The sequence below is a fragment of the Intrasporangium sp. genome (genome assembly GCF_030452765.1).
Classification (GTDB): Bacteria; Actinomycetota; Actinomycetes; order Actinomycetales; family Dermatophilaceae; genus Intrasporangium_A.
In genome coordinates this window covers 1-4,204 of the sequence record NZ_JAKDLO010000273.1, presented here as the reverse complement: position 1 = coordinate 4,204, position 4,204 = coordinate 1, and the positions used below count along the sequence as shown (strand labels likewise).

The following is a 4,204-nucleotide window of genomic DNA, read 5'->3' as shown; positions in this document are numbered from 1 at the left end:
CTCGTCGAGCGCTGGGGCCGGCGGGCCGGGCACCTGGATGTCGTGGACCTCACCGTTCTCGTCGACATTGGCCGGGCGCTCGGCCTCGGCGTCGAGATCCGCGACGCTGCGGCGCACCTCCTCGTCCGCCGTCCGGTCGGCACCGAGGGCGGCGGCCCGGCTCACCCGCTGGAAGGTCGCCCGTCCCCAGCGCAGATCGTGCCCGATGTGCTGGGCCTCGATCTCGGCCGAGGTGTGCAGGACGCCGTCCCTGTCGGCAAAGGTCTTGGTGGACAGGTTGCCCTCGATGATGACGGGCTGGCCCTTGTGCAGCGAGGCGGCCGCGTTCACGGCGACGGTGTCGAAGGCGATGACGCTGTAGAAGCTCGTGTCCAGGTCTGCGTAGCTGCCATCGGCCGTACGGCGGTAGGGAGTCGTGGCGACCCGGAAGGTCGTGTACGTGCTGCCGTTGCGGGCGGCCCTCGGGGTCGGGTCCGTGACGACGTTGCCGTGCACGGTGACCTTGGTCTCGTTCATGATGGCTCCTCCTGCGGTGCAAGGTGGTCGGTGAACCGGCGGCGCCGGTCCTGCCGACCACCCTCGTGCCGCCGGACCGAGGGCGCGAGACCGGCCCGGGACGGTGTGGACAACACGGTGCGCCGTCTGCGGGCTGGGGACGGATCCGGATCGACGCAGTGCCCGGCCCTGCTCAGGCTCGCGCCTCGTCGAGCTTCACTCGGGTGCTCCGGTGCCGCTCGAGCACCTCCCCGACCGGAGCGATGACCCTCGCGTCCGTCACTGCCGCGACTGCCTCGTGCAACCGCTTGCCGATGACCGACCGGCGTCGCCGGGAGCCCACCTTGGCCCACCACCGCGAGAGCACCCCGAGCCCGATCCCGCCGAGCAGGCCGAGCACGAGCAGGAGGGCCGGTACCGGGACGACCCCGACCGTGGGCGTCGCCGGCTGCGGCAGCTGGAGGAAGCCGAGCACGAAGAGCACGACCAGCCAGAGCAGCCCGGCGACCGCGCTGAGCCCGAGAAGCCACTGCACCACGTTGACGACGTGCCACCACACCGGCCGACGAGCCCGCAGCGGAGTCGCGACGATCGCCTGGTCGAGCGAATCGGCCAGGGCACCTCCTCCCCCCGCAGCGGCGGCGTCGAGCGCCTGTTCCCACCGGTAGGGCAGCCCGGCTGCCGCCTCACGAACGAACGAGCGGGTCGCGACCTCGACTGCGGAGGCCGTCGACACGCTGGGCGCCGGGATGGACGACCGGCCGAGGACGGCCCGCACGTCGGAGCCCTGGATGGCGATCGGGATCGATGGCCGACGGCCGGCCCGGTCGAGCCGCAGCCGACGCAGCGGGTCCGCAGCGAACCCCCTGGTCCAGCGGGTGAAGATCCAGCCGGTGTGCGCGAACGCCTCGCGCCGGTAGTCGCGTGCCACGGCGTCGAGCACGATCGGCACCCCGCCCGCCCGGGCCAGTGCATCGTCCAGGTCCGTGCGCACCAGGCGCGCAACGTCGGCCTCCGAGTCCGAGACGTCCGCACGCAGCCGGGTTGCGCTGGCGTTCACGTCTGCCGCGAGCCGTTGGCGTGAGGCGGCATGCCCCGCCACAGCCCCGGCGAGCCGCTGCCGCAGCACGTCGACCCCCGCACCCGTCCTGGCCGAGGTCGTCACGACCCCGACGCTGGGCACGCCGTCGGCAGCGAGCAGACGCTTGAGGTCGAGCACGCATGCCGAGACGTCCTCGCCCTCGAGCAGGTCACACTGGTTGAGCACGACGAGGGTCACCGCCTCGTGGGCCGCTTGCAGCCTGACGAAGTCGTCATGCAGCCGGGCATCGGCATACTTCTGCGGGTCGGTCACCCATACGAAGACGTCGACGAGCTCCAGCACCCGCTCCGCCTCACGACGATGCTCGTGCACGCGTGAGTCGAAGTCGGGCAGGTCGAGCAGCACGAGCCCGTCGAGCGACGCCGCGCCGTTCGCCTCGACCGGTGGCTGTGCAACACCGGCGACGACATGACGGGCGTCGACCTTGAGCCAGTCGAGCAGCTCGCTCGCCTCGGACGAGCCGAAGATCGCGGCCGTCGGCTTCGACGTCGTCGGGCGGCGGGCCCCGACCCGGGCGACGCCGGCCCCGACGATCGCGTTGAAGAGCGACGACTTGCCGCTGCCCGTCGCGCCGGCCAGCGCCACGACAGTGTGGTCACCTGCGATCGTGGTGCGCTCCTGGACCTTGTCGATGACGCGTCGCGCTACGTTCGCGGCGTCGGGGTCGAGCTCGTCTGCGCCGCTGACGAGCCCGAGGCTGAGTGCGGTGACGCGAGCCAGGAGCTCTTCGGTACTGATCGGTGTGGCCGCCCTGGTCGCTGGTCGGATCGGGCTCATCTCGCCGCCCTCACGGCTGCGGCGGCCGCCGCGAGGACGGCACCGTGGTCCTGCTCGACGTGCACCGCGCTCACCGCTCCTTCGTACCTGCCCCGCTGCTCGGCATACAGCGCAGCGACGCGCGTCTCGAGCTTGTGGCGGGCCTGCTTCGACAGCTCCCGTACGGCCTGGTCCCCGAAGATCGCCTCGAGCAGCTTCTGCCCGACCACCGCGGTGCCGCCCGCGATCCCGACCTCGGCGCCGGTGATCCCGGCGGTGCTGGCGAACGTCACGAGCATGAGGACGACACCGAGGCCGTTGACCCCGTAGGCCATGATCCTGGCCGTCGTGCGCCGGTCGCGTCCCTCCTGACGAACCATCTCGAGGATGTCGCCTTGCCAGTCCCGCACCAGCCGCCGGACCCGCTCGTCGACATCGGGGCTGGACCGCAACAGGGACGGGTCGGCGGCGAGCAGATGGCCGCCGCCGGGCAGGGCGCGCCACCGGCGGGCCGTCCAGGTCGCGGCGAGCTCGGCCTGGTTCGCGACGAGCGACTCGACGCCGGTCTGCAGGGCCGCCCCGAGGTCAGCGGCTCGCGCGGGCTCGCCCTTGACGAAGGAGGTGAACCGGTCGCGCAGCCGCGACACCGTGGACTCGACCTGGCGGAAGAACTCGCCCGTGCCGACGAACTCCTGCCAGCGCGCCAGGACCTCGCCGCGCAGCAGGGTGCCGTCCCGCATGCCGTCCTGCACGTGGGAAAGCGCCTCGGCGTATGCCGCCGAGCCGACCTCCCGCAGGTCGCGGGCCGCGCCGTCCTGCCGGGCCAGTGCCTGCCCCAGAGCCCCGGCGCGTGCATCGAGGGACTCGAGGGCCCCCGACAGGGTGTGCCGGACCACATCGGAGCGGGCCTGCGCGTCGCCGGCCAACGCCTGCAGCCAGTCGTGCAGCGGGGTGATCTGATCGCGGGGCAACAGCCCGTCCGTCAGGCGGCTCTCGACGATCGTGAAGAGCGGCGCCCGGCCCAGCCCCTGCTCGCGGAGCATCCCGGCCAGGTGCGTGCGGATCTCGTCGACGGCCTCGGGCGGCACCCGGTCGAGCACGACGGCGACGGAGGTCCCTCGCTCGGCCGCCTCGCGGAGCAGCTCCCACGGGACGGCGTCGGCGTACCGGGCCGCCGTCGTGACGAACAGCCACAGGTCCGCGGCGGCAAGCAGCTGCGCGGCGAGGTTGCGGTTGGCCTCGACGACGCTGTCGATGTCGGGCGCGTCGAGCAGGGCCAGCCCGACGCTGACGGCCTCGGTCGCGACGAGCCGGACCGCCCCCGCAGCGGTCGTGTCCTGCGGGGCACCGGTCACTCGGGCCAGACCGGGCAGGATGCGCTGGTCGGCGAACCACCGCGCATCCTGGGGGTGGTGGATGAGCACGGGCGACCGGGTCGTCGGTCGCAGGACTCCGGGCTGGCTGACCTCGCGACCGACGAGGGAGTTGACGAGGGTCGACTTGCCCGCGCCGGTCGAGCCGCCGACGACGGCGAGCAGCGCCGCGTCGAGCGACGTGAGTCGGGGGATGACGTAGTCGTCGAGCTGGTCGAGCAGGCGACCTCGGGCGACGCGGTCACGGGCCACGTCGGGCAGGTCGAAAGGCAGCCTGGTCGCCTCGACCGCAGCGCGCAGCCGGGTCACCGCCTCCAGCAGTGACTCGGCTGCGACCCGTCGCCCTGACGCCACAGCGGCAATCCTTCCCTGTCCGCGAGCCGGCACCAAACCTCGGCCTCGTGCGCGTGTCGTCAGAGCCGACAGAGCCGTTCGAAGGGCCGGTCGGGGGGAGCCGGGGGGAGGAACGGAGGACGCC

General features: G+C 72.9%; 3 protein-coding genes. All 3 read right to left on the bottom strand.

The genetic code is table 11. From position 1 onward, the window contains the following. Positions 1-516: single-stranded DNA-binding protein (locus tag L0H79_RS21150; protein WP_301486657.1), on the bottom strand; the 516-nt coding region annotated here is incomplete at its 3' end. Positions 517-688: 172 nt separating this feature from the next. Then, positions 689-2,374: a GTPase family protein gene (locus L0H79_RS21145; protein ID WP_301486656.1), complete on the bottom strand. Its 1,686-nt coding sequence runs from the start codon at positions 2,372-2,374 to the stop codon at positions 689-691. Then, complete coding sequence (locus tag L0H79_RS21140) at positions 2,371-4,080, bottom strand: dynamin family protein (RefSeq protein WP_301486655.1); 1,710 nt, start codon at positions 4,078-4,080, stop codon at positions 2,371-2,373. The genes L0H79_RS21145 and L0H79_RS21140 overlap by 4 nt, the downstream gene beginning before the upstream one ends. Positions 4,081-4,204: the final 124 nt, after the last annotated feature.

Excerpts from the sequence above, each read along its gene's own strand:
- L0H79_RS21145 (WP_301486656.1), bottom strand. The coding sequence starts at position 2,374 with ATGAGCCCGATCCGACCAGCGACCAGGGCGGCCACACCGATCAGTACC.